At 63.3% G+C, this 22,416-nt stretch carries 24 protein-coding genes; 15 read left to right on the forward strand and 9 right to left on the reverse strand.

Annotation, left to right across the window (positions count from 1 at the left end; translation table 11 throughout):
- Positions 1–252: 252 nt before the first annotated feature.
- Both cueR and AC1RTQ_RS18740 read right to left on the reverse strand, forming a co-directional pair.
- On the reverse strand, positions 253–759 hold the full coding sequence (cueR, locus tag AC1RTQ_RS18735) for a Cu(I)-responsive transcriptional regulator (protein ID WP_492877932.1): 507 nt from the start codon (positions 757–759) through the stop codon (positions 253–255).
- 76 nt (positions 760–835) lie between these two features.
- Positions 836–1,030 carry a heavy-metal-associated domain-containing protein gene (locus AC1RTQ_RS18740; RefSeq protein ID WP_003072092.1) on the reverse strand — a complete coding sequence of 65 codons (195 nt, stop codon included), beginning with the start codon at positions 1,028–1,030 and terminating at the stop codon, positions 836–838.
- 272 nt (positions 1,031–1,302) lie between these two features.
- Here AC1RTQ_RS18740 and AC1RTQ_RS18745 point away from each other — a divergent pair, with 272 nt between their 5' ends.
- Positions 1,303–2,976: a methyl-accepting chemotaxis protein gene (locus AC1RTQ_RS18745; RefSeq protein WP_492877935.1), complete on the forward strand. Its 1,674-nt coding sequence runs from the start codon at positions 1,303–1,305 to the stop codon at positions 2,974–2,976.
- Between the two features lie 115 nt (positions 2,977–3,091).
- Here the strand turns inward: AC1RTQ_RS18745 and AC1RTQ_RS18750 are convergent, their stop codons facing one another.
- The 3 genes from AC1RTQ_RS18750 to AC1RTQ_RS18760 form a co-directional block, all read right to left on the reverse strand.
- The gene (locus AC1RTQ_RS18750; RefSeq protein WP_492877937.1) at positions 3,092–4,210 is read right to left on the reverse strand and encodes an alkene reductase; all 1,119 of its coding nucleotides are present in this window, start codon (positions 4,208–4,210) and stop codon (positions 3,092–3,094) included.
- 67 nt (positions 4,211–4,277) lie between these two features.
- Complete coding sequence (gene gstA, locus AC1RTQ_RS18755; RefSeq protein WP_409811925.1) at positions 4,278–4,886, reverse strand: glutathione transferase GstA; 609 nt, start codon at positions 4,884–4,886, stop codon at positions 4,278–4,280.
- Between the two features lie 108 nt (positions 4,887–4,994).
- Positions 4,995–5,570 carry an NADPH-dependent FMN reductase gene (locus tag AC1RTQ_RS18760; RefSeq protein ID WP_034374944.1) on the reverse strand — a complete coding sequence of 192 codons (576 nt, stop codon included), beginning with the start codon at positions 5,568–5,570 and terminating at the stop codon, positions 4,995–4,997.
- Between the two features lie 255 nt (positions 5,571–5,825).
- On the opposite strand from AC1RTQ_RS18760, the gene mnmG reads away from it, so the two are divergent.
- The 7 genes from mnmG to AC1RTQ_RS18795 all read left to right on the forward strand — a co-directional run bounded on the left by mnmG (position 5,826) and on the right by AC1RTQ_RS18795 (position 12,151).
- Positions 5,826–7,790, forward strand: coding sequence for a tRNA uridine-5-carboxymethylaminomethyl(34) synthesis enzyme MnmG (gene mnmG / locus AC1RTQ_RS18765; protein ID WP_492877939.1), 1,965 nt, complete (start codon positions 5,826–5,828; stop codon positions 7,788–7,790).
- The gene (gene rsmG, locus AC1RTQ_RS18770; RefSeq protein ID WP_492877941.1) at positions 7,787–8,446 is read left to right on the forward strand and encodes a 16S rRNA (guanine(527)-N(7))-methyltransferase RsmG; all 660 of its coding nucleotides are present in this window, start codon (positions 7,787–7,789) and stop codon (positions 8,444–8,446) included. The genes mnmG and rsmG overlap by 4 nt, the downstream gene beginning before the upstream one ends.
- 235 nt (positions 8,447–8,681) lie before the next feature.
- Positions 8,682–9,293, forward strand: coding sequence for a LysE family translocator (locus tag AC1RTQ_RS18775; RefSeq protein WP_492877943.1), 612 nt, complete (start codon positions 8,682–8,684; stop codon positions 9,291–9,293).
- A gap of 12 nt (positions 9,294–9,305) precedes the next feature.
- A complete protein-coding gene (locus AC1RTQ_RS18780) occupies positions 9,306–10,076 on the forward strand; it encodes a ParA family protein (protein WP_302092685.1) in 771 nt (256 codons plus the stop codon).
- A gap of 52 nt (positions 10,077–10,128) precedes the next feature.
- Complete coding sequence (locus AC1RTQ_RS18785) at positions 10,129–10,677, forward strand: RBBP9/YdeN family alpha/beta hydrolase (RefSeq protein WP_302092686.1); 549 nt, start codon at positions 10,129–10,131, stop codon at positions 10,675–10,677.
- Between the two features lie 15 nt (positions 10,678–10,692).
- Entirely contained in the window at positions 10,693–11,622 is a 930-nt protein-coding gene (locus AC1RTQ_RS18790; protein WP_304349800.1) for a ParB/RepB/Spo0J family partition protein, read from the forward strand.
- Entirely contained in the window at positions 11,609–12,151 is a 543-nt protein-coding gene (locus AC1RTQ_RS18795; protein ID WP_302092688.1) for a GNAT family N-acetyltransferase, read from the forward strand. The genes AC1RTQ_RS18790 and AC1RTQ_RS18795 overlap by 14 nt, the downstream gene beginning before the upstream one ends.
- Positions 12,152–12,206: 55 nt before the next feature.
- Here AC1RTQ_RS18795 and AC1RTQ_RS18800 read toward each other — a convergent pair whose 3' ends face one another.
- The 3 genes from AC1RTQ_RS18800 to AC1RTQ_RS18810 all read right to left on the reverse strand — a co-directional run bounded on the left by AC1RTQ_RS18800 (position 12,207) and on the right by AC1RTQ_RS18810 (position 16,012).
- Entirely contained in the window at positions 12,207–12,980 is a 774-nt protein-coding gene (locus AC1RTQ_RS18800) for a class II aldolase/adducin family protein (protein ID WP_492877947.1), read from the reverse strand.
- A gap of 253 nt (positions 12,981–13,233) precedes the next feature.
- A complete protein-coding gene (locus AC1RTQ_RS18805; protein ID WP_492877949.1) occupies positions 13,234–14,520 on the reverse strand; it encodes a M20/M25/M40 family metallo-hydrolase in 1,287 nt (428 codons plus the stop codon).
- 214 nt (positions 14,521–14,734) lie between these two features.
- Positions 14,735–16,012: an MFS transporter gene (locus AC1RTQ_RS18810; protein ID WP_492877951.1), complete on the reverse strand. Its 1,278-nt coding sequence runs from the start codon at positions 16,010–16,012 to the stop codon at positions 14,735–14,737.
- Between the two features lie 78 nt (positions 16,013–16,090).
- Here AC1RTQ_RS18810 and AC1RTQ_RS18815 point away from each other — a divergent pair, with 78 nt between their 5' ends.
- The 5 genes from AC1RTQ_RS18815 (at position 16,091) to sorU (ending at position 19,915) form a co-directional block, all read left to right on the forward strand.
- The gene (locus tag AC1RTQ_RS18815) at positions 16,091–16,984 is read left to right on the forward strand and encodes an AraC family transcriptional regulator (protein ID WP_492877953.1); all 894 of its coding nucleotides are present in this window, start codon (positions 16,091–16,093) and stop codon (positions 16,982–16,984) included.
- A 101-nt stretch (positions 16,985–17,085) separates the two neighbouring features.
- Entirely contained in the window at positions 17,086–17,646 is a 561-nt protein-coding gene (locus AC1RTQ_RS18820) for an RNA polymerase sigma factor (protein WP_492877955.1), read from the forward strand.
- Positions 17,643–18,230, forward strand: a complete 588-nt coding sequence (locus AC1RTQ_RS18825; protein WP_302092694.1) for a hypothetical protein — start codon at positions 17,643–17,645, stop codon at positions 18,228–18,230. The genes AC1RTQ_RS18820 and AC1RTQ_RS18825 overlap by 4 nt, the downstream gene beginning before the upstream one ends.
- A gap of 48 nt (positions 18,231–18,278) precedes the next feature.
- Positions 18,279–19,490, forward strand: a complete 1,212-nt coding sequence (sorT, locus tag AC1RTQ_RS18830) for a SorT family sulfite dehydrogenase catalytic subunit (RefSeq protein ID WP_492877957.1) — start codon at positions 18,279–18,281, stop codon at positions 19,488–19,490.
- Positions 19,491–19,579: 89 nt separating this feature from the next.
- Positions 19,580–19,915: a SorU family sulfite dehydrogenase c-type cytochrome subunit gene (sorU, locus tag AC1RTQ_RS18835; RefSeq protein ID WP_301444446.1), complete on the forward strand. Its 336-nt coding sequence runs from the start codon at positions 19,580–19,582 to the stop codon at positions 19,913–19,915.
- A gap of 6 nt (positions 19,916–19,921) precedes the next feature.
- Here the strand turns inward: sorU and AC1RTQ_RS18840 are convergent, their stop codons facing one another.
- Positions 19,922–20,674 carry a class I SAM-dependent methyltransferase gene (locus AC1RTQ_RS18840; protein ID WP_304349806.1) on the reverse strand — a complete coding sequence of 251 codons (753 nt, stop codon included), beginning with the start codon at positions 20,672–20,674 and terminating at the stop codon, positions 19,922–19,924.
- 197 nt (positions 20,675–20,871) lie between these two features.
- Between AC1RTQ_RS18840 and AC1RTQ_RS18845 the strand changes: the two genes are divergently transcribed.
- Both AC1RTQ_RS18845 and AC1RTQ_RS18850 read left to right on the forward strand, forming a co-directional pair.
- On the forward strand, positions 20,872–21,474 hold the full coding sequence (locus AC1RTQ_RS18845) for a tetratricopeptide repeat protein (protein ID WP_302092697.1): 603 nt from the start codon (positions 20,872–20,874) through the stop codon (positions 21,472–21,474).
- A 48-nt stretch (positions 21,475–21,522) separates the two neighbouring features.
- Positions 21,523–22,350 carry a hypothetical protein gene (locus tag AC1RTQ_RS18850; protein ID WP_302092698.1) on the forward strand — a complete coding sequence of 276 codons (828 nt, stop codon included), beginning with the start codon at positions 21,523–21,525 and terminating at the stop codon, positions 22,348–22,350.
- The last annotated feature ends 66 nt before the right edge of the window (positions 22,351–22,416 follow it).

The following is a 22,416-nucleotide window of genomic DNA, read 5'->3' on the forward strand; positions in this document are numbered from 1 at the left end:
GTCCTTGAGGCTGCCGCCAAAAGTGCCGATGGCCGTGCGCGCGGCGCTGACAACGAAGATGTCTCTGGTGCTCATGGTTTGTCTCCTGCATCGCGTCGGCAATGCTTGTGCTTGAGTGATTTAAAAAATGAATGAGAGCAACCGCATTCATCGCACAGAGTATTCTGCAGTACTTGCTGCAGTGCAACATGTCTCATTGTTGACGCTGCCCTGCTGGGGGGCGATGGTTTCACGTGAAACCCTTGAGCCGCCTCAGGCCGCTGCCCTGCGCCGGCTTCTCGGAGTGGGAGCCCTGGGTTCGTGATGGGCCGGCGTCAGGTCGGTGTCCGCGCTGGCCAGGTCGTCGAGGATGGGGCAGTCAGGCCTGTCATCTCCATGGCAGCAATGCACCAGAGTCTGCAGCGTGCGCTGCATGGACTGCATGGCGGCGATACGCTCGGTCAGAGTGGCAATGTGCTTTTGCGCGATGGCCTTGACCTGGCTGCTGGCACGGCCCTGGTTCTGCCACAGGCCCAGCAGGGTGGCGATCTCGTCCATGGAAAAGCCCAGATCGCGCCCGCGGCGGATGAAGCGCAGCGCATGCACATCGGCTTCGGTGTACTGGCGATAGCCGCTGTCGGTACGGTGCACGGGTGGCAGCAGGCCCAGTGACTCGTAGTGACGCACCATGCGCGCAGAAACCCCGGCGCGGCGTGCGGCCTCGCCGATGACGACAGGCCAGTTCTGAGCGATTTTTTGTGTCGCTGGGTGGTTGGGCATGGATGATCCTGAAAAAAAGCGCCAGCGGCCTTCTGGCGGCTTGCATGAGGTGCTGGCGCGGTGGGAGAGGCTGCGCTCAGGCTACCTTGTAGCCCTCTTCGGCAATGGCGGCTGCCACGGCCTCGCGGCTGGCGCCGGTTTCGACTTCCACTCGATTGGCGGTGCGATCGATCTTGATCTGCGCCTGGGCATCGACGCCCTGGATGGCATTGGTGACGGCGCGTTCGCAGTGGCCGCAGGTCATGCCTTGAACTTCAAAAACTTGTTGCATGGATGGCTCCTTCAGAAGGTGAGTCGACCGGGCTGGCGGACTCCATGTCTTGAATGGTTAACCCTAACATCATGGCAAGGTCAAGCCTTTGATAAGACATGAAGCCGGCAGGGTTGATAAGCCGCAAAGACTGCCGATAAGAACTTGTCATATTGCAGATCGCCATGGCTTGGGCATCGCAGTCACGGGTTTTTTTGGATGCCGGTGACAATCTGAAACAATTTGCAAGTTCTGGCCCGACAATGCCAGTCGTTCAAAGTGGAGAGAGATTCATGAGTCTGTTGGAAATGATGCGGGGCTTCACCATCCGCACGCGCATGATGGGCGCCATTGGTGTGGTGATGGTGTTGCTGGGCTTGCTGGGGGGTGCTGGGATGTTGGGCATGTTCCGCATCCAGGACATGAGCCAGGAATTTTTGAGCAACGCCTTTGTCAAATCGGGCCATATGGCGCAACTGCGCACCGAGCTGGGTGGCATCCGCTCCAGCGAGAAGGACATGGTCATCCAGTACGAAAAGCCCGAAGAGGTGCGCAAGGCCTATCAGCAATGGGTCATGTTCATCGACAAATCCAAGGTGACATTGGGCAAGTTCGTGACCGACCCGAACGCGCAGGACGCACAGCTGACCAAGAGCATCATTGGGCACATCGACGCTTATCGAAAGCTCTTCGAGCCTGTGGCGCGCCAGCTGGAAGCCGGTGGCTATGACTCGGCCACCACAGCCAACCGCATGAGCGGCAAGGCTCTGGCCGAAGTCATGGAGGCCGACAAGCTGCTGGCGCAGCTGGACAACTTGCTGCGCCAGCAGGCCAATGCACTGGCCGCAGCCGAGCGCGACGTGGCCGACATGACACGCTGGATGTTTGTGGCGGCCGTGATCCTGGCGCTGGTGGTGGTGATTCCGCTGACTTTGCTGAACATGCTGTCCATCTGCCGTCCGCTTGAAGTGGCCCGTCAGATGGCACTGACGATTGCCGGCGGCGATCTGTCGCACAAGGTCGAGGTCAGCGGCAAGGATGAGCTGACGGATCTGCAGCGTGCGCTGGACCAGATGCAGCAATCGCTGAGCACCACGGTGGCCCAGGTGCGCGATGCCAGCGGCAATATCGCCACCGCCAGCCAGGAAATTGCCACAGGCAATCAGGATCTGTCGGGCCGCACCGAACAGACGGCCAGCAATCTGCAGGAAACCGTCGCGTCGCTGGCTCAGCTGACGGCCACGGTGCAGCAGACCGCATCGTCTTCGCAGCTGGCCAACCAGCTGGCGGCCTCGGCCTCTTCGACGGCCGTGCAGGGCGGCCAGATCGTCGGCCAGGCCGTCAACAGCATGCAGGAGATTTCGGCCTCCAGCCGCAAGATCGGCGACATCATCGGCCTGATTGATTCCATTGCTTTCCAGACCAATATCCTGGCGCTGAATGCCGCTGTGGAAGCGGCCCGTGCCGGCGAGCAGGGCCGCGGTTTTGCCGTGGTGGCGGCCGAGGTGCGCAGCCTGGCCCAGCGTTCGGCCCAGGCTGCCAGCGAGATCAAGTCGTTGATCAACACCAGCGTGCAGACCGTGGATGTGGGCGCGCGCCAGGTCGAGAGCGCAGGCAAGGCCATGCAGGAGACCGTGGACAGCGCACAGCGTGTGGGCGACATCATTGGCGAGATTACGGCGGCGTCCAGCGAGCAGTCGCTGGGCATCAGCCAGGTCAACCAGGCCGTGGGCGATATCGACCGCATGACCCAGCAGAATGCGGCACTGGTGGAAGAGTCTGCCGCCGCCGCAGAATCGCTGCGCGAGCAGGCGGCGCGACTGGCGCAACTGGTCAGCCAGTTCAAGCTGGCCGGCGGCGCGCTGCATGCCGTCCAGCGCAGCCCCAGGACTGCCGCACATCCCGGTATGGCGCCTGCCCAGGCGGCTTTGCCGGGCCACAAGCAGCAGTTGCTCGAACAGGCCTGATCCTCAGGCGGAGCACGCCCACAAAAAAGCCCGGATGCTGTCCTGCACCGGGCTTTTTTCTTTCGTTCAACAGCTGCTGGCGCAAGCGTCGACAGGGCCTGCAGCCCGATCGCGCTTACTGGCTGGCGAGCGCAGGGTAGTCGGTATAGCCGTCGGCCCCGCCGCCGTAGAAGCGTTCGCTGTTCCAGGCATTGAGCGGCAGATCGTCGCGCAGACGGTGCACCAGATCGGGGTTGGAGATATAGGCCTTGCCGAAGGCCACGATATCTGCATAGCCGCTTTCCACCGCGCGCGTCGCCAGCTGGCGGTCATAGCCGTTGTTGACCATCCAGGCGCCCTTGCCGCCCGCTGAGCGATAGGCCTGCTTGAGTGCCTGGTAGTCGAAGGGACGATCCGCCAGCTCGCGCGGACCGCCGGTTGCGCCTTCGATCACGTGGATATAGGACAGGCCCAGCGGCGCGAGCTGGCGCACCAGATACTCGAACAGCGCCTGCGGGTTTTCGTCCACGATGTCGTTGGCCGGCGTGACCGGAGAGATGCGGATGCCGACCTTGCCGGCACCGATGGCATCGGCCACGGCGCGCACGCATTCCAGCACCAGACGGGCCCGGTTCTCGATGCTGCCGCCGTAGTCGTCGCTGCGCTGGTTGGTGCCGGTCTTGAGGAATTGGTCGAGCAGATAGCCGTTGGCTGCATGCAGCTCCACGCCATCGAAGCCCGCCGACTGCACGGCCTCGCGCGCGGCGGTGGCAAAACTGTGAACAATGCCCGGCAGCTCCTGCTGCTCAAGTGCACGCGGCGCCGAGGTGGCGACAAACTGGCCTTGTCCCGTCTCGCGGTCGATCACAAAAGTCTTGGAGCGGGCCGTCAGCGCCGACGGCGCGACCGGTGCCTGCAGCTCGGGCTGCAGCACGGTGTGGGAGATGCGGCCCACATGCCAGAGCTGGGTGACGATGCGCCCGCCCTTGGCATGCACGGCATCGGTGACTTTCTTCCAGGCCTGCAGCTGCTCTTGGCCGTACAGACCGGGTACGTCGGCATAGCCCTGTCCCTGGTGGCTGATGGCCGTGCCTTCGCTGATCAGCAGGCCGGCAGAGGCGCGCTGGACATAGTAGGTTTGCATCAGCGGCGTCGGTATCGCGTCGGGAGCGCGGTTGCGCGTCAGCGGTGCCATGGCAATGCGGTTGGGCAGGCGCAGGCTGCCCGCTTCAATCGAGTCGAACAATGAGGTCATGCAGAACTCCAGATGAAAAAAGCTCGGTGGGTACCGAGCTTTTGAGTTTGCATGGGTGTCGAAGAACTTACTTGAGCAAGCCTTCTGCCTTCATGGCCGCCTGCACTGCGGGGCGCGCCAGAATGCGCTCGCGGTAGGCCTGGATGTTCTCAAGCTCGGAGATGTCCAGGCCCACAAACTGGGCCCAGCCCGTGACCGTGAAGAAGTAGGCATCGGCCACGGTGAACTGGTCGCCCATCAGATAGCTCTTGTTGGCGAGTTGCTCGTTGACCCAGGCCAGGCGCTTGAGCAGATTGGCGCGCACCAGGGGCTTGTAATCCTCTGGCGTTGCAGGATTGAACAAGGGGCCGAAGCCCTTGTGCACCTCGGTGCTGATGAAGTTCAGCCATTCCTGCAGGTGGTAGCGGGCCACCGTGCCGTTGGCGGGCGCCAGGTTCTTCTCGGGGGCCAGGTCGGCCAGGTATTGAACAATGGCCGGGCCTTCGTGCAAGGTGTCGCCGTTGTCCAGCACCAGAAAGGGCACATAGCCCAGAGGATTGATGCCGTAGTAATCCGTTCCGTCCTGGAGCTTGTGGCTCTTGGTGCTGACCATCACAGTTTCATGCTGCAGGTCTGCTTCATGCAGCACGATGTGCGGAGACAGGGAGCAGGCGCCGGGGCTGTAGTAAAGCTTCATGATGAGTGGCTCTCTATGCAATGAAAAGACAAGCGCCCATGCTAAACCGGTTGCATGTCGTATGCCTATGCAGCCGACAGCAAGTAGTACGTATCCGTGGGGGATTGCTCAGCCCAGGCGCCCTGCAGCCCACAGTACCTGCTGCACCAGTGCCTCCATGCCTTGCTGGTTCTGGGCGCGCACCAGATGCCCCTGGGCATCGAAAGCCTCGCCCGCCTGGCTCACGGCATGGCTGCGCGGTGCCACCCAGCATTCCAGGTTCAATAGCAGCGCAGCGAGGTGAGACTGCGCTCTCAGGCCTCCAAGACCACCAGGCGAGGCACTGGCCATGCCGACGACCTTGTTGCGAAACGGCAGGACGCCATCGGACCACTGCGCATCGCCCTTGACCGGGCTGGAGGCCCAGTCGATCGCGTTCTTGAGCAGGGCAGGGTAGCTGCCGTTGTACTCGGGGCTGCAGACAATCCAGGCAGCATGGCTGTGCATGGCTTGCTTGAGGCGAATGACATCGGCCGGAGTGCCCTGGGCTTCGAGGTCGGCGTTGTAGAGGGGGATGTCGTAGTCCGACAGCTCCAGAAGGCTGGGCTCTGCGCCTTGCTGCCGGGCGATGGAGGCGGCCACCTTGGCCAGCTTGCGGTTGTAAGAGTCTTGGCGGGTGCTGCCCGCAAAAATGAGGATTTGCATGCAGGCATTGCAGCACAGAGCGATTGCACTTTTCATGCGTAGGCAGGGTGATCAGGGCAAACAAGTAGGCCGTAGCTCTGGCTGCCATGTTTCACGTGAAACCCCCCTGGCAAGGCATTGTTGCGCCAATGGTGGGAAAATTGCAGGTTCCCCGCAGGGCTGGACATGGCGCGAAAACATGTCCGCCTGCCATGAGAGCCGAGGCATGGTTGCTTCGTGCAGGGGCAAGGGCCGGGCTTGGCCCGGAGCAGAAATATGTTGTACCCACAGGAATTTGACGTGATCGTGGTCGGTGGCGGCCACGCCGGCACCGAGGCTGCGTTGGCCGCTGCGCGCATGGGCAGCAAGACATTGCTGCTGACCCACAATATCGAAACCCTGGGGCAGATGAGCTGCAACCCCAGCATCGGCGGCATCGGCAAGGGCCACCTGGTCAAGGAGGTCGATGCCCTGGGCGGTGCCATGGCTCTGGCGACCGACAAGGGCGGCATCCAGTTCCGCATTCTGAACAGCTCCAAGGGACCGGCCGTGCGTGCCACGCGCGCCCAGGCCGACCGCATTCTGTACAAGGCCGCGATTCGCGAGATGCTGGAAAACCAGCCCAATCTCTGGCTTTTCCAGCAAGCCGTGGATGATCTGATGGTGGAGGGCGACCGCGTGGTCGGTGCCGTCACCCAGGTGGGTCTCAAGTTCCGCAGCCGCACCGTGGTGCTGACCGCAGGGACCTTCCTCGACGGCAAGATCCACGTGGGCCTGAACAACTATGCCGCAGGCCGTGCGGGCGATCCTCCGGCCGTGAGCCTGTCGGCACGCCTGAAGGAGCTCAAGCTGCCGCAGGGCCGTCTGAAGACCGGCACACCCCCGCGCATCGACGGCCGCAGCATCGATTTCAGCCAGTGCGAGGAGCAACCCGGCGATGGCATGCCAGGCGGCGTGAACGAAGGGGAAGTGCCCGTGTTCAGCTTCATGGGCAACCGTGCCATGCATCCCCGCCAGATGCCTTGCTGGATCACGCACACCAATGCGCGCACGCACGAGATCATCCGCAGCGGCTTTGACCGCAGTCCCATGTTCACCGGCAAGATCGAGGGCGTGGGTCCGCGTTACTGCCCCAGCGTGGAAGACAAGATCAACCGCTTCGCGGACAAGGAAAGCCATCAGATCTTTCTGGAGCCCGAAGGCCTTACCACGCACGAGTTCTACCCCAACGGCATCTCCACCAGCCTGCCCTTCGACATTCAGTACGAACTGGTGCGCAGCATGAAGGGGCTGGAGAACGCCCATATCCTGCGCCCCGGCTATGCCATCGAGTACGACTACTTCGATCCGCGCTCGCTCAAGAGCAGCTTCGAGACCAAGCAGATCCAGGGTCTGTTCTTTGCGGGCCAGATCAATGGCACGACCGGCTATGAAGAGGCTGCCGCCCAGGGTCTGTTCGCGGGCCTGAACGCAGCGCTGCAGTGCCGTGGCGAAGGCCCCTGGATGCCGCGTCGCGACGAGGCCTATCTGGGCGTGCTGGTCGACGATCTGATCACCAAGGGCGTGACCGAGCCCTATCGCATGTTCACCAGCCGCGCCGAGTTCCGCCTGCAGCTGCGCGAAGACAATGCCGATATGCGCCTGACCGAAGCGGGCCGCCAGATGGGGCTGGTCGACGATGCGTGCTGGGATTCCTTCAGCCGCAAGCGCGATGCTGTTTCACGTGAAACAGAGCGCCTCAAATCCACCTGGGTGAACCCGCGTGTCGTGGCTGCGCAAGAGTCCGAGCGCGTGCTGGGCAAGGCCATGGAGCGCGAATACAACCTGTTCGACCTGCTGCGTCGCCCCGGTGTGGACTACGACAAGCTCATGGGCATGAACCAGGGCAAATACGCCAGTGCCGATGTGCAGCCCGAGGCTTTGGGCGAACTCAGCGCTTCCGTGATCGAGCAGGTGGAGATCGCCGCCAAGTACTCTGGCTATATCGACCGCCAAAAGGATGAAGTGGAGCGAGCCGCGCATTTCGAGCGTCTGCGTCTGCCGCTGGACTTTGACTATATGCAGGTGGCGGCGCTGTCCTTCGAGGTGCGCCAGAAGCTGCAAAAGCACAGGCCCGAAACCCTGGGTCAGGCCTCGCGCATTTCGGGAGTGACGCCGGCAGCCATCTCGCTGCTCATGGTGCATCTGAAAAAAGGCGGCTTCAAGGGCTTCGCCACTCAGAACGAAGAGGCTTCCGCATGAGCCAGGTTTTGCGTACCCAGCTGGAGCAAGGCGTTCAGGCACTGAAGCTGGAACTGGCCCCGGCCCAGATCGATCTGCTGATGTCCTTCATGGATCTGCTGCAGAAATGGAACAAGGTCTACAACCTGACGTCGGTGCGTGATCCCCAGGAGATGCTGACGCATCACCTGCTCGACAGTCTGGCCGCCGTGCCCGCCTTGCTGCGGCATGTGAACCAACTGCCGGTGCAAGAGGGCAAGCGCCTGCCGCTGCTGGACGTGGGCTCCGGCGGTGGTTTGCCCGGTGTGGTGTTTGCCATCTGCTGCCCGCAGATCGATGTGAACTGCGTGGATACCGTTGGCAAGAAGGCCGCTTTCATCCAGCAGGTGGCGGCATCCTTGCGACTGCCCAATCTGCGCGGCATTCATGACCGGGTGGAAAACCTCAAGACCCGCTATCCGGTCATCAGCTGCCGCGCCTTTGCATCCTTGGTGGACTTCACCACCTGGTCGCGCAAGGCTCTGGCCGAGGGCGGCATCTGGTTTGCCATGAAGGGCAAGCACCCCGATGAGGAAATTGCTGCGCTGCCTGCCGATGTGAATGTGTTTCACGTGGAACCATTGGCCGTGCCCGGCCTGGATGCCGAGCGCTGCGTCATCTGGTTGAACATTAAGTAACCCCCTGAGCGGCGTTGCCGATTCCCCCTGGAAGGGGTGCGACGCCTTCGCCGCAGGGCGGCGGGGCCGCCGAGGCCTTTGCTCGGCGTCCTCGACCTGGGCCGGCATGTCGAAGTCACCGGCCACGGTGGAAACCGTTTTTTTTACACACCGTATCGGACAACATCTGCGCAATGCAGATGCGCCGGTCATGGCCCTCGCATAAACTTGCTGTTTTCCATCGCGCAGGGTTTGAATGTTTGGCATCTCTGATTACGGCGCTTTTGCAGCTGCCGTTACCGTTTTCTTGCTGATCCCTGGACCAGGCAATCTGGCCTTGATTACCTCCACGGGCAAGGGTGGATGGAGAGCGGGCCTTGCATGCTGCCTGGGTGTGATGGCTGCCGACCAGGTGCTGATGTGGCTGGCCGTGGCAGGTGTGGCGGCGGTGCTGGCCGCCTACCCGGCGGCCTTCCATGCCGTGCAATGGGTGGGGGCGGCCTATCTGGCCTGGCTGGGCTACAAGCTGCTCACGGCCAGGCCCGGCGATGCGCCGGCCATTGAAATCCAGCCGCGCCAGTATTTCCGCCAGGGTGCTCTGATCACCCTGATGAACCCCAAGGCCATTGTGTTCTACATGGCGTTCTTTCCCATGTTCGTGGACCCGGCCCGGCATCAGGGCGCCATCACCTTTGGCGTGATGGCTGCCACGGTGGCGGCAATTACCTTTATCTACAGCTTCATCGTGGTGACGCTGACCACGGTGCTGGCCGAGCGCTTGCGTGCCAATCCGGCCGTGGTGAAGTGGCTGGAAAAAACAGCCGGTGTGTTTCTGATCGGTTTTGGCCTCAAGCTGGCCGCCAACTAAAAGAGAAGTTCAATGGCCAAAATTTTCTGCGTTGCCAATCAAAAGGGTGGAGTGGGCAAGACCACGACCACGGTCAATCTTGCCGCCGGTCTGGCCAAGGTCGGCCAGCGTGTGTTGCTGATTGACCTGGACCCCCAGGGCAATGCCACCATGGGCTCCGGCGTGGACAAGCGTGCGCTGGAGTTGACCGTCTACGACGTGCTGCTGGAAAACGCCAGCGTCAAGGAAGTGGCCCAGAAGTCCGAGCAGGTCGGCTATGACGTGCTGGGCGCCAACCGCGAACTGTCGGGTGCCGAGATCGAGCTGGTCTCGCTGGAGCGCCGCAACGAGCGTCTCAAGACCGCTCTGCAGGCCGTGGCCGCCGACTACGACTTCGTGCTGATCGACTGCCCGCCTTCGCTGTCCATGCTGACCTTGAACGGTCTGTGTTCGGCGCATGGCGTGATCGTGCCCATGCAGTGCGAGTACTTTGCACTGGAAGGCCTGACCGATCTGGTCAATACCATCAAGCAGGTGCATGCCAATATGAATCCCGAGCTGCAGATCATCGGTCTGCTGCGCGTGATGTTCGATCCGCGCACCACGCTGCAGCAGCAGGTCAGTGACCAGCTCAAGGAGCATTTCGGCGACAAGGTGTTCGATACCGTGATTCCGCGCAATGTGCGCCTGGCCGAAGCCCCCAGCTACGGCCTGCCGGGCGTGGTGTTCGATGCCTCGGCCAAGGGCAGCAAGGCCTTTGTCGAGTTCGCCGAAGAGATGGTGCGCCGCATCAAGAAAATGTGAGTGTTTCACGTGAAACAGCTCCCCGTCTTCTATCCAGCCATCGCCAATGGTCATGACCTCTGAAGCACTGAACCCGCAGCATGTCTGGCTGCTGCCCGGCTGGCAGAACTCCGACCCCGGCCACTGGCAAAGTCTGTGGCAGGAGCGGTACGGCTACCAGCGGCTGGAGCAGCACAGCTGGCAGCATCCGCTGCGAGGTGACTGGAGCATTCGCCTGCAGGAAACCGTGCTCGACGCTCCGGCTCCCGTCACCCTGGTGGCGCACAGCCTGGGCTGCGTGCTGGTGGCCTGGTGGGCGGCACATTCTCAAGTAGCCAGGAGCAAGGTGCGCGGTGCGTTGCTGGTGGCGCCGGGCGACACCGAGCAGGAGAGTCTGCGCGGCGTCTTGCCGGGCTGGTCGCCCGTGCTGCTGCAAACGCTGCCCTTCCCGTCGATACTGGTGGGCAGCGAAAACGACCCGAACTGCTCTGTAGTACGCGCCCAGGCCATGGCTGAGGGCTGGGGCAGCCGCTTCGTGAATGCGGGTGCCGCAGGCCATATCAACACGGCCAGCGGACTGGGACTGTGGGAAGCCGGGCATGAGCTGTTGCTCTCCCTTTAAAGAAAGAATTCAGCAATGGTGACTAAGAAACCCAAGGGCCTGGGACGTGGTCTGGAAGCCCTGCTGGGCCCCAAGGTCAGTGAAGCAGAGCAGGCCGCTGCGAGCGGGTCTCAGGCCAATCTGCCGAGCACGCTGGCACTCAATGTGATGGTGGCCGGCCAGTACCAGCCGCGCACCCGCATGGACGAAGGCGCCTTGTACGAGCTGGCCGAGAGCATCAAGGCTCAGGGCATCATGCAGCCGATCCTGGTGCGCCAGCTCTCCAGGGGCGACAACGCCGGCAAGTACGAAATCATTGCCGGCGAGCGGCGCTTCCGTGCCGCGCATATCGCGGGTCTGTCCGAGGTGCCGGTGCTGGTGCGCGAGGTGCCCGACGAGGCGGCGGCGGCCATGGCGCTGATCGAGAACATTCAGCGCGAAGATCTGAACCCGCTGGAAGAGGCGCAGGGTCTGGCCCGCCTGGTCAAGGAGTTCGGCCTGACCCACGAGCAGACCGCGCAGGCCGTGGGCCGCTCGCGCAGCGCTGCCACCAATCTGCTGCGCCTGCTGAATCTGGCCGAGCCCGTGCAGACCATGCTGATGGCCGGCGATATCGACATGGGCCATGCGCGGGCGCTGCTGACGCTGGACCGGGCCACCCAGATCACGGCAGGCAACCAGATCGCGGCCAAGAAGATGTCAGTGCGCGAGGCCGAGTCGCTGGTCAAGAAGATCGGTGCCGAGTTCAATCTGACGCGCCAGAAGGCCAAGAAAGATGGCAAGTCGCGCGATGTGAAACGCATCGAGGAAGAGCTGTCCGACCTGCTCACGGCCGATGTCGAGGTGCGCATCAAGAAGACCGTGCGCCGCCATGGCAAGCAGCAGGAAATGGGCGAGATCGCCATCCAGTTCGGCTCGCTGGACGAGCTCAACGGCCTCATCGAAAAGCTGCGTGGTGAAGCCTGAGTGCCTGACCACGCCAAGGCTGATTCTGCGGCAATGGACGCCGCAGGATTTGCCGGAGTTTGCCGCGCTCAATGCGGACACGCAAGTCATGCGCTACTTCCCAAGCGTGCTGGACAGACAGGCCAGCGATGCCCTGGCCGCCAAGGCCGAGGCGTTGATTGCCGAGCGTGGCTGGGGATTCTGGGTAGCGCAGGATAGAGCCACCGGGCATTTGGCAGGAATGATTGGCTTGCACACTCCCGCAGCAGAGCTACCGTTTTCGCCCTGCGTGGAAGTGGGCTGGCGGCTGGCCCGGCCATACTGGGGCCAAGGGCTGGCGACAGAGGGCGCAAAAGCCGCGCTGGATTTTGCGTGGAATGAGCTGCAACTGGATGAAGTTGTGGCCTTCACGGCGGTGCCGAACAAGCCCTCACAGGCCGTAATGCAGCGCCTGGGAATGCAGCCCGATGCGCAGACATTCATGCACCCTGATCTGCCAGCCGGACACGCGCTGGCTGAGCACTGTCTCTACCGTATTCGCCGCAGCTGATGTTGCAAAAAAGGGCATCCAGATGGATGCCCTTTTTTGATTCCGGTGCGGTGTTCTAGCTGCGATAGCCGGGGTCGATTCGGTCGAGCTTGCGCAGCAGGGCGGGCCAGGCAAACTGGCCGCCCATGCCGCCGGTCTGCACCTTCATGGCATGGGCGATGCCTTGCAGGATCTGCGGGTCGACCTCGGTGAGTTCGGTGCCGCCGGACTGGGCCGCGATCTGGATCTGGCAGGCGGACTCGAAGACGTACATGGACAAAAAGGCATCGGCAATCGTGGGGCCGCAGGTCAGCAGGCCGTGGTTGCGCAGCATGAGGAAGTTGGCCTCGCCCATGTCGGCCAGCAGACGCGGCTTCTCGTCCTCGCGAAAGGCCACGCCTTCGTAGACGTGATAGGCCAGCGACCCCAGGACAAAGGTGCTTTGCTGGCTGATGGGCAGCAGGCCGTTCTTCTGGGCCGCCACGGCCACGCCGGCGCGCGTGTGGGTATGGATCACGCATTGCGCGTCGGCGCGTGCCTCATGCACGGCGCTGTGGATGACGAAGCCGGCCGGGTTCACGGGAAAGGGCGAGTCCATGAGCTTGTTGCAGCCCAGGTCCACCTTGATCAGCGAGGAGGCGGTGATCTCGTCAAACATCAGCCCGTAGGGGTTGATGAGGAAGTGATGCCCGGGGCCCCGCAGCCGCGCGCTGATGTGGGTGAAGACCAGATCGCTCCAGCCGTACAGTGCCACCAGCCGGTAGCAGGCGGCCAGGTCCACGCGCAACTGCCATTCCTCGGGGCTGACCAGATGCTGCACGCTGGGGATGTTCAAGGGCTCTTGGCTCACGGGCGACTCTCCTTCATCGTTGGTCCGATGAATGTAGACATTCGTGCGCTGGCGGTCTGTTGGCTAGGCGACAGAACCCTGCAAACGCGGGCGAGGCCGGTACGGATCAGGCGCGGTGGCAATACCCCTGGGAGATATTGGCCCGGGTCTGGAAAATAAAAAAAGGAGCTTGCAGCGCAAGCTCCTATTGATTTTCAGATTGTTTCTTTATTGAAACTGAATCGGATCAAGCGTAAGCAGCTATCAAAAGCGCTTACTTGATCTGGCCACGCGACAGGTCCTGGATCATGCGGGCGGCCAGATACAGGCGCGGTGCGATGGTGTTGAGCTGCACATATTCGGCATCGTTGGAATGCGCGCCATGGCCCGACAGGCCGAAGCCCTCGATCACGCCGCCCTTGGCCTTGAGGGCCGCAAAAGCCGCATCCGTGCCGCCGCCCGTGGCCTTGTCCATGACCTTCATGGGCAGCTTCAGCTCCTGCTCATAAATGCCCTGGGCATGGGCCGCCAGCTTGTGCGCCGTGGCATTGGCCTCCAGCGGCGGGCGGCGCACTTCGAACTTCAGCTCCACCTTGCTGGCGGGGAGCAGCTTGTTGCCGATCTTGTCCTGCATGGCTTTTTCCAGCGCCGTGAAGTCGGCCACGCGCAGCGCGCGGGCATCGGCCTGGGCCGAGGCTTCGGCGGGAACCACATTGCGGTTGGTGCCGGCCTTGGACACCGTCCAGTTGAGCTTGAGGCCATCCTGGGGCTGGGACAGATCCTTCATCTGCAGCAGCTGATGCGAGAGCTCGTACAGCGCATTCACGCCGTCTTCGGGCTTGGCGCCGGCATGCGATGCCTTGCCGGTGACCTTGAGGTAGGCGGCGCCGATGCCGCTGGTGGCCAGGCGCAGGCTGCCGTCGGTGCCGCCGCCTTCAAAGCTGAACACGGCGTCCTGCTCGGCCCCCAGGCGGATGATGGTGCTGCGTGCTCCGGGCGAGCTGATTTCCTCGTCGCCGTTGATCAGGACTGTGAGCGTGCCGTAGTCCTCGATGCCCAGCTTCTTGAGCAGGGGCACGATATGCATGATCAGGGCCACGCCCTGCTTGTCGTCGGCAATGCCCAGGCCATAGGCCTTGTCGCCGTCGATGCGAAAGGGCTGGTCCTTGAGCATGCCGGGCAGATAGACGGTGTCCATGTGCGCGATCAGCATGATGCGGCTGCTGCCCTTGCCCTTGAATTCGGCATGCACCATGGGGCCGACTTTCTCGGGCGTGTCATCGAGGCGGTAGATGTCGCTGGGCTCGATCACCTCGACCTTGCCGCCCTGCGCGCGCAGCTTGCCGGCGATGTACTCGGCAATCTTCTTCACGCCCGCTACATCCTTGCTGCCGGACTCGATATGCACCAGATCGCGCAGTGTATCCAGGTAGGGCTGCTGCTCCTTTTTCGCATGCTCCAGCCATTCGGCCTGAGGGGCAGCCTGGGCGGAGCCGAAGGCCAGCACCAGGGCCAGGGGCAGGGCGCGCAGCAAAGGGGCAGAGGGCGTGTTCCAACGCATAGAAATTCTCCTTGAGGGGGCGGACCGCTCCCGGATAGGGCCGCGGCAAGACAAGGCGGCGTGATGCACCGCTCAGGCAATTCAGCTTAGCAGCCGTGTTTGCGGCCTCAGCGCTGGGGGACTAGGGATAAATACCAGGACCACTTGATCTCTCGCGTCGACAAAAAAGCCCTGCAGCTTGCGCGCGCAGGGCTTGGTGGGTTGCGCCTGTTGCTCAGGCAGCTGCCAGTTGTGATTTGGTCTTTTTGCTCACACCGTCGCCCACGATGACGGCCGAGACCACCGACAGCACCAGCGCAATCGCCGAGCCATAGAACACTGCGTTGGTCATCTGGTGATCCAGCATGTAGCCAAAGACCGGCGCGGCCAGGCAAAAGCCCAGATCGAGGCCGGAATACACAGTGCCGTAGACACGACCCGTGGCGCCGGGGGGCGCTGCGCGCTTGATCAGCATGTCGCGTGAGGGGCCGGCCAGGCCCGTGCCCAGACCGGCGACAGAAGCCACGACCACCGCCACCATGCCGGGCAGCCAACCCGTGCCAACGACAAACAGCAACAGGCCCGAGCCCAGCATGCAGATGGAGATCACCTTCTCCAGCCGCTGCACGCGGCCGACCAGAAAGCCGCCCACGACCATACCGGCAGCGCCGCACAGCATATAGCCGGTGACGATCAGCGCCGTCACGGAAAGCGGCAGGCCGTACATGGATTGCAGGGCCGGGCTGGCAAAGCTCTGGATGGCGCTGAGCGCGCAGGTGCTCCAGAAGAAGAAGGAAAAGCACAGCCACACCGATGGCAGCTTCATGAAGGCCATGGGGTGTTCCTGAGGTGCGGCCATGGCTGCGGTGGCCGGCTTGGCACCCGCACCGGCGGATTCGGCGCGATCATCGAGCGCATCGTGGTTGAAGACCATGATGGCCAGCACCACGGCTGCGCACAGGGCTCCGCCCAGGCAGGCCAGACGCCAGGAGCCCGTGGCCGTGGTGATGCCCGCCATGAACAGCGGTGCCAGCGCCCAGCCCAGATTGCCGGACAGGCCATGCACCGAGAACGCATGACCTATGCGCTGCTGCGACACGCGCTTGTTGAGGATGGTGAAATCCACGGGGTGGAAGGGCGCATTGCCCAGACCCGCAAAGAAGGAGGCAGCCAGCAGCATGCTGTAGCCCTGGGCCGTGCTGGCAATCAGGCCTGCCACCACAAAGCTGCTGAGGGCGGCAAACAGAATCGGACGTGCGCCAAAGCGGTCCACCGCAAAGCCGGCCAGTGCCTGGCCGGTGCCGGAAACAATGAAGAACAGCGAGACCATGACGCTGAGCTCGGCATAGCTGTAGCCGAAGTCCTTGATCAGCCAGGGAAACAATGGCGGCAGCAGCAGATGGAAAAAATGCGACGAGCCATGGGCCAGGCCGATGAGGCTGATGGTGCGCGCGTCACTGCGCAGTGTCTCTGGCGCCTGATTTTGAGGTGTTGTGGAGGCAGGGCGGTTCATATGTCGCATCTTAGGCAGACTGCTCGCGTCTTGTATGCGATAGTCTGCCAATTGCTATCGCAATCCAGCCAAACCATCATGTCCAGCCTCCACGACCCCGAGCCCCTGCGTGCAGGCAAGGCCACCGCCTATGTGGAGACGCTGACCCCCCATCTCTACATACCCACGGCACAGCGTCCGGTGCGCGCCAAATGTCGCTGGCTGGAGGCCGACACCCAGGTCAAGCCGCACCGTCATCCCTGGGGGCAACTGGCCATCTCCACCGCGGGCACCATACGCCTGACGGTAGCGCAGGGCACCTATATCGTGCCGCCGTCCCGCGCACTGTGGGTGCCGCCCGGCATAGAGCATGCGGTGACCATGGTGGAAAGCGCCGATCTGCGCACGCTGTACTTCTTCCAGACCCATGGGCGTTGCGGCCCCGATGTCAGTCCCGAGGAAGAGGCGGCCTGGCGTCAATGCCGGGTGCTCAATGCGTCGGATCTGCTGCGCGCCGTGGTGCGCGAGCTGCCCACGCTGCCCGATGACAGCCTGCAGCGGTCCGAGCAGGACAGGGCGCGCGAGCACCATTTGAGCCAGCTGCTGCTCGACGAGCTGCGCCGTGCCAGCGCCGTGCAACTGGGCGTGAACCTGCCCCAGGACAAGCGCTTGCGCCTGCTGTGCGAGGCCGTGCTGGCCGACCCGACGCGCAACGAGACGCTGGAGGACTGGGCGCGCGATACCGGGGCCAGTCCGCGCACCGTGGCGCGGTTGTTTCGCCAGCAGCTGGAATGCAGTTTTACCCAGTGGCGCCAGCAGGTGGTGCTGGCCCATGCCGTCAGCTTGGCAGCGCGCAACTGGCCGATTCAGCGCATTGCGGCCGAGCTGGACTACAGTCCCAGCGCCTTCAGCGCCATGGTGCGCCGCACGGTGGGCATGCCGCCTGCGCAGTTCTTCGGCATGCACACCAAAGTCATGGCTGCCGGCGATTGATTCGATAGCGCTGCAGGGCTTCTCGTCCCGTATCCGGGGGCCTGCGGAAATTATTTGCAGCGACATGGAATGAAAGCAGCAGGCCTGCGCTCTTTATCACCATGATCTTCTCCGCCGAGTCGCGCTACAACCAGTGGGTGCGCGAGCATTACCGCTTTTTGCTGCGCAGCGCCTGGGCGCTGACGGGCTCGCGTGCCACGGCCGAGGATGTGGTGCAGGATTGCTTCACCAGCGCCTGGCGCTTTCGCCACCAGCTGCGCGACCAGAGCATGGCCAGGGCCTGGCTGTTCCAGATCATGCGCCGTCATGCCTTCAGGCACTTCGATCCTGTGCAATCGCAGACCGAGTCTCTGGATGAAGCCGGCGAGCAGGGCGTGAATCACCACGATGCGCTCGATGCGCAGCTGGACGTGGTCAAGGCGCTGAGCCGCATTGCCCCGATCCATCGTGAAGTGCTGGTGCTTTACTACTTTGACGACATGCCCACGGCCCAGATGGCCGAGGCGCTGGATATTGCACCGGGCACCGTGCTCTCTCGCCTGGCGCGGGCCCGTGAGGCGCTCAAGACGGCACTGCAGGAGCCTGCGCGTCGTCCCGCAGGGGCCACCACCGAATCTTCCGCAGCTGCCGGCGTGATACCGCTGAGAAAGCGCGCACCATGAAACACCAAGACCGCCCCGAAGACACCGATTTCGACCTGCGTGCCCGTGCCGAGCTGGCGCTGGCTTTCGAGCCCGGCGAGCCGCCGACCCATTTGCTGCGCCACACGCCCTGGTACGCCCGTCGTGGCCTGCATGCGCTGTGTGCAGCCGTGATAGTCGCCAGCGTCGCTGCGGGCAGCGTGCTGAGCCTGCGCCCGTCGCAGCTGGTGCGCTCGGCCATCGAGCATGAGTACTACGAACGCACGCTGCGTGGCCAGTTCATCCCCGAGGCCGAGATTGCCAGGCATATGGACTGGCCTGCCGACCAGAAGCTGCCTGGCTATACCCAGCTCATGCGGCCCTGCGATATCGACGGCAGTCGCGCCTATCACCTGACCACTTTTTTTGAAAAAGGCGGCATCGTCACCGTGCTGGCCTTCGAGCAGCCCCAGCGGATTGCCGATGGCCAGGGCTGGTGGGCCAACAGCTACTGGCAGGTGGTGCGCTCGCGCGAAGGTCGCCCGCTGGTGCTGATCGCACAGAAGAAACAGGCACTGGCCGTGGCTTCACGCGCTCTGGGAGCCCCTGAGAAAGCCGATGGCTGAACCGGATTTTTCGCGCTGAGCATTCACCACAATTACCAAGGAGACACCATGCAACAACCCCCATCCCTGCCACGTCGTCGCCTGCTCGCCGGTAGCGCCGGTGCGCTGGCTGCAGCCGGTCTGGCCAGCTTCCAGAGCCAGGCCATGGCACAGGTGGCTGCGCCCGCCGCCAAGCCTCTGCCAGGCTACGCCAGCTTCAAGAATGCCGATGCCGTGATCGTGCACAGCTCCACCACCATCGAGACCAAGCGCAGCGCGTTTGGCACCGGCGTGGTCACGCCCACCAGCCAGCTTTATGTGCGCAACAACCTGCCGACGCCGCCGGAGGCCATCGTGGCCGACCGCGATGCATGGGTGGTGCAGATCGATGGTGTGAAAGAGCCCAGAAAGCTGAGCGTGCGTGAACTCAAGACCATGGGTCTGGAGACCGTGACCATGGTGCTGCAATGCTCTGGCAACGGCCGCGCCTTCTTCCCCTCCAAGCCCAGCGGTACGCAATGGACGGTGGGTGCTGCTGGTTGCGTGGTCTGGAGCGGCGTTCCCGTGCGTGATGTCGTCAAGGCCCTGGGCGGCGTGGCTGACGGCATGGTCTACATGACGGGAACGGGCGGAGAGGCGTTGCCCGCAGGCCTCGATCCCAAGAGCGTGCTGGTGGAGCGCTCCGTGCCCCTGTCGGCCATGGAGGACGCGCTGCTGGCCTGGGAGATGAACGGCGAGCCCGTGCCTTTGGCCCATGGCGGCCCGCTGCGCCTGATCGTGCCCGGCTACACCGGCGTGAACAACATCAAGTACATCAAGCAGCTGGCCTTTACCGTCAAGGAAAGCGAAGCGCACATCATGTCCCACGGCTACCGCATCTCGCCTCCGGGCAGCAAGGGCGATCCCAGCCAGCCTTCGGTGCAGGAGATGAGCGTCAAGTCCTGGATCAACAGCCCCATCCCCGAAGACGGCAACCAGGCTCCTGGCCTGGTGCAGATTCAGGGCGTGGCCTTCGGCGGGATGAACGCAGTCAAGAGCGTGGAGGTATCCATCGACGGCGGCAAGAGCTGGAAGCAGGCCCGTCTGGTAGGCCCCGACATGGGCAAGTACGCCTGGCGCCAGTTCGTGCTCCAGGCCCAGCTGCCCAAGGGCACTTACCAGCTGGCCAGCCGCGCCACCGACGTCAAGGGCAATGTGCAGCCCGAGACGCGCGGTGAAAACCAGAGCGGCTACAACAACACCAGCTGGGCCGACCACGCCGTGACGGTCACCGTGGCCTGAGCGTCGCAATCACTGCCCATGCCCTGTGCCGCAAGAAGGGACGCAGGGTATGGGATCCAACCCCGATGCATCGCATTTCTCCAAGAACAATGATGAAGACAAACCACACCCTCGCCGCCCTGTTGTTGACTGCCTTTGCGGGCACTGCCGCCCATGCCGATCAGGCTGCCCAGATGGCGCGCGGCAAAGAGCTGTTCACCACTGCAGCAGTCCCTGCCTGCGCGGTGTGTCATACCCTCAAGGACGCCGGTACAGAAGGTGCCATAGGCCCGGTGCTGGACGAGTTGCAGCCCGATGCGGCCCGCGTGGCGCGCGCTCTGAAGGACGGCATCGGCTCCATGCCCTCCTTCAAGGCCACAATGAGCGAAGCCGATATCGCTGCCGTTGCCCTTTACGTGAGCAAGGCCAGCGGCGCAGCCAAATAAAGCGCCTCAGCCGCGCTGCGCGCCATCCAGCGGCATGGCGTAGATCCATACCGTGTGGCGGCTGTTGCCTTGCAGGCATGCCGTCGCTTCCACGCCGGGCAGTTGGAAATCCAGGCTCACCAGCCAGCTGCCGGGCTGCATTTCGGTGGCCGCCTTGACAGCGGCGCGGCCCATGCTTTCGGGCCGCTGGAACAGATAGACCAACTGATAGCCGCTCCAGTCGGCCAGCCAGATATCGCCACGCCGCACGCGTGCCCAGGGGCAGCGCAGGGCGCATGCAATCGCCAGTGGCCAGCTCCACTCCAGACCATGGAGGCGGGCCTGCGGCAGCGCGCTGCGCAGCGCGCGCAAGCCATCGCCCATGCCGCAGCCGGCGTCCAGCACCAGTGCCTGTCCCGGCAACTGCACGACCTCTGCCAGCCCTTTGAGCGCATTGAACGGCGTTGGAAAGACCGGCGCATCACGCCAGGCATTGAGCGGGTAGATCAGCAGCAGCAAGCCCAGAGGCAGCAGCCAGCCCCAGGCTGGCAACTGGCTGGCGCTGAGCACCAGAAACGACAGCGGAAACCCGGCCGCAATGATGAGCCTGCGCCACCAGTTGGGCCCGCAGAGACTGGCCGCCGTGCTGAGGCTGCCGGCGACCAGCAGGGCCAGCCACCAGGGCAGCAGGCGCGCCAGAGCCGCAAAGATCCCCCAGGCGAGCAACCAGACGAGCAATGCAGGCAGAGGCCAGGTCGAGGCAAGCCATTTTTTTGTCATGAGTTTTGAAATGTATCCGTCATACACAGGCTCCAGGACGCCGCAGCGCAGACAAGGCCTTGTCGGGATTTTGCATTTTGTTCGGGATACCCCTCTTTGGTGGGGTATGCGTGTTGTCAACTCGTCGTAAAAATTACTGATTTTTGCTTATGTATACTTTTCGGCTTTCAGCGGCTGAGAATTCAGAGGAGACATCCATGCGCCTGCTTGCCCCCGCCTTGTCATTGGCGGCTCTTGTATTGACAGCATGCGCGGTACAGACACCGCAGGAGCAGTTGGCACCTGCTTCGCCCACCGTGCGCCTGTGCGAAGGCAATAACTGTTCCGAACTGCCGCGCAATGTCGCGACTTTCCGTGGCGAGCCCGTCAATCCCGAGGCGGAGCGCCGCCTGGCGGCACTGGTGCAAAAAGCCGAAGCCGATCCTCGCGCCGCCTATGACCTGGGGCTGCGCTATCTGCGCGGCGATGGCGTGGAGCGCAACAGCTATCAGGCCATCGAGTGGATGCGCAAGGCCGGCGATGCCGGTAACGGTCAGGCCCAGTTTGCGTTGGGTCGTCTGTATCTGCTGGGCTTTGAGGAAATGGGCCCGGATCCCGCCGAGGCCGAGGCCTGGCTGTCGCGTGCTGCCGCCAAGGGCTTCAAGGAAGCCAAGCGCCTGCTGCCCCAGGCGCAGGCCGCCAAACAGAATGCACATGCACGCTATCAGGCCATCGAGGACGAGCGCAAGTCCTGGAACGGCTGGTATGTGGGCGCGCCCTACTACATGGTGTGGGGTTCGTCGGGTTGGTATTACCGCTGAGGCGCTGTGAGCGCCGCGGCATTTTTTATTTTTAGAAAGCATCACACTATGTCCAAGAAGACAACGCTGCGTCTGGCAGCCATCGCATCGGCCCTGGCACTGGGCGGCTGCGTGACCCCCGGCGGCGGTACCATCTCCACGGGCACGGCCCCCACGGCTGCCACCGGCGCAGCGGGCGGCGCAACCAGCGTGAATGCGAACCCTACGCTGGAGCGTTGCGATGCCCCTCTGGGCACCCTGGCCGTGGATGACGGTCGCGGCAAGGAGTGGTATGCCAGCTTTGGCGCTGCCACCAAGATCACGACCATCGAGCCCCTGATCCGTCTGGCCGTGCAGCAGTCCAACTGCTTTGTGATCACCTCCGTCGGCAACAACCGTACCGAAAGCAAGATGTCGGCGATCACCGACAAGCAGCGCAACTCCGGTGAATTCCGCGCCGGCTCCAAGCAGCAAAAGGGCCAGCGCGTGGCTGCCGACTACTACATGGAGCCTTCCATCATCATCGACAACGATGCAACCGGTCAGCTGGCTGCGGGCGTGGGCGGTCTGTTCGGCAATGTGGGTACGCTGATCGGCGGCGCCATGCAGAGCAAGGCTTCGGTGGTGACGCTGAGCATGTTCGACATCCGCTCGGGCGTGCAGATATCCATCTCCGAAGGCAACTCCACAGCCACCAACTTCGGCGCAGCCATGGGCGCGTTCGGCGGTGGCGTGGGTGGTGGTCTGGGCGGCTTCTCGCGCTCACCCGAAGGCAAGGCCACGGTCGCCGCCTTCATGGATGCCTACAACAACATGGTGATCTCGCTGCGCAACTACAAGGCACAGGAAGTCAAGGGCGGCCTGGGTCGCGGCGGTCAGCTCAAGGTCGGCAAGTAAAGCTCTCGATCCGAGAACAGAAAAGGGCCTGCAACTGCAGGCCCTTTTTTCATGGTTTGCGCGTCT

The sequence above is a fragment of the Comamonas sp. GW821-FHT11H03 genome, assembly GCF_058807955.1.

Coding starts and splice junctions, on each gene's coding strand:
- cueR (WP_492877932.1), bottom strand. CDS start 759: ATGCCCAACCACCCAGCGACACAAAAAATCGCTCAGAACTGGCCTGTC.
- AC1RTQ_RS18740 (WP_003072092.1), bottom strand. CDS start 1,030: ATGCAACAAGTTTTTGAAGTTCAAGGCATGACCTGCGGCCACTGCGAA.
- AC1RTQ_RS18745 (WP_492877935.1), top strand. CDS start 1,303: ATGAGTCTGTTGGAAATGATGCGGGGCTTCACCATCCGCACGCGCATG.
- AC1RTQ_RS18750 (WP_492877937.1), bottom strand. CDS start 4,210: ATGACCTCATTGTTCGACTCGATTGAAGCGGGCAGCCTGCGCCTGCCC.
- gstA (WP_409811925.1), bottom strand. CDS start 4,886: ATGAAGCTTTACTACAGCCCCGGCGCCTGCTCCCTGTCTCCGCACATC.
- AC1RTQ_RS18760 (WP_034374944.1), bottom strand. CDS start 5,570: ATGCAAATCCTCATTTTTGCGGGCAGCACCCGCCAAGACTCTTACAAC.
- mnmG (WP_492877939.1), top strand. CDS start 5,826: ATGTTGTACCCACAGGAATTTGACGTGATCGTGGTCGGTGGCGGCCAC.
- rsmG (WP_492877941.1), top strand. CDS start 7,787: ATGAGCCAGGTTTTGCGTACCCAGCTGGAGCAAGGCGTTCAGGCACTG.
- AC1RTQ_RS18775 (WP_492877943.1), top strand. CDS start 8,682: ATGTTTGGCATCTCTGATTACGGCGCTTTTGCAGCTGCCGTTACCGTT.
- AC1RTQ_RS18780 (WP_302092685.1), top strand. CDS start 9,306: ATGGCCAAAATTTTCTGCGTTGCCAATCAAAAGGGTGGAGTGGGCAAG.
- AC1RTQ_RS18785 (WP_302092686.1), top strand. CDS start 10,129: ATGACCTCTGAAGCACTGAACCCGCAGCATGTCTGGCTGCTGCCCGGC.
- AC1RTQ_RS18790 (WP_304349800.1), top strand. CDS start 10,693: ATGGTGACTAAGAAACCCAAGGGCCTGGGACGTGGTCTGGAAGCCCTG.
- AC1RTQ_RS18805 (WP_492877949.1), bottom strand. CDS start 14,520: ATGCGTTGGAACACGCCCTCTGCCCCTTTGCTGCGCGCCCTGCCCCTG.
- AC1RTQ_RS18810 (WP_492877951.1), bottom strand. CDS start 16,012: ATGAACCGCCCTGCCTCCACAACACCTCAAAATCAGGCGCCAGAGACA.
- AC1RTQ_RS18815 (WP_492877953.1), top strand. CDS start 16,091: ATGTCCAGCCTCCACGACCCCGAGCCCCTGCGTGCAGGCAAGGCCACC.
- AC1RTQ_RS18820 (WP_492877955.1), top strand. CDS start 17,086: ATGATCTTCTCCGCCGAGTCGCGCTACAACCAGTGGGTGCGCGAGCAT.
- AC1RTQ_RS18825 (WP_302092694.1), top strand. CDS start 17,643: ATGAAACACCAAGACCGCCCCGAAGACACCGATTTCGACCTGCGTGCC.
- sorT (WP_492877957.1), top strand. CDS start 18,279: ATGCAACAACCCCCATCCCTGCCACGTCGTCGCCTGCTCGCCGGTAGC.
- sorU (WP_301444446.1), top strand. CDS start 19,580: ATGATGAAGACAAACCACACCCTCGCCGCCCTGTTGTTGACTGCCTTT.
- AC1RTQ_RS18840 (WP_304349806.1), bottom strand. CDS start 20,674: ATGACAAAAAAATGGCTTGCCTCGACCTGGCCTCTGCCTGCATTGCTC.
- AC1RTQ_RS18845 (WP_302092697.1), top strand. CDS start 20,872: ATGCGCCTGCTTGCCCCCGCCTTGTCATTGGCGGCTCTTGTATTGACA.
- AC1RTQ_RS18850 (WP_302092698.1), top strand. CDS start 21,523: ATGTCCAAGAAGACAACGCTGCGTCTGGCAGCCATCGCATCGGCCCTG.